General features: G+C 67.5%; 1 protein-coding gene. It reads right to left on the reverse strand.

What is annotated here, in order from left to right:
- Positions 1–827: efflux RND transporter permease subunit (locus A6723_RS00030; RefSeq protein ID WP_175405513.1), on the reverse strand; the 827-nt coding region annotated here is incomplete at both ends.

Genomic DNA, 827 nt, shown 5'->3' on the forward strand with positions numbered 1-827 from the left:
ATCGCCAGCGGGATCACCATGGCGGTGATCAGCGCCGCGCGGATATTGCCCAGGAACAGGAAGAGTACCGCCACCACCAGGATCGCCCCCTCGGTGAGGTTGCGCTTGACCGTGGCGATGGCCTTGTCGACCAGTTGCGTACGGTCATAGACAGTCACCGCCTTGACCCCGGCCGGCAGCGTACGGTTGATCTCGTCCAGCTTGACCGCGGCAGCCTTGGCGACGGTGCGGCTGTTCTCGCCGATCAGCATGAACACCGTGCCGAGCACCACTTCGCGGCCGTCCTCGGTAGCGGCGCCGGTGCGCAGCTCGCGCCCCAGGCCGACCTCGGCGACATTGCGCAGACGGATCGGTGTGCCATCGACATTAGCCACGACGATGTTGGCGATGTCCTCCAGGCTGCCCACCTGCCCCGGCGCACGCACCAGCAACTGCTCGCCGTTGCGCTCGATGTAGCCGGCGCCGACGTTGGCGTTGTTGCGCTCCAGTGCAGCGATCACGTCCGCCAGGGTCAGCCGGTAGGCCGCCAGCCGGCGGGTATCCGGGGCAACCTGGAACTGCTTGGCGAAGCCGCCGATGGTGTTCACCTCGGCCACACCCGGCACATTGCGCAATTGCGGCTTGATCACCCAGTCCTGGATCACCCGCAGGTCGGTCGGCGTGTACTCGCTGCCGTCCTCCTTGCGCGCGCCCGGCTCGGCCTCGATGGTCCACAGGAATATCTCGCCCAGGCCGGTGGAGATCGGCCCCATGGCCGACTCGACGCCCTCGGGGAGCTGCTCGCGCGCCTGCTGCAGGCGTTCGTTGACCAGTTGGCGGGCGAAGAA

It is taken from the genome of Pseudomonas sp. AU11447, assembly GCF_001672555.2.
Taxonomy (GTDB): Bacteria; Pseudomonadota; Gammaproteobacteria; order Pseudomonadales; family Pseudomonadaceae; genus Pseudomonas; species Pseudomonas nitroreducens.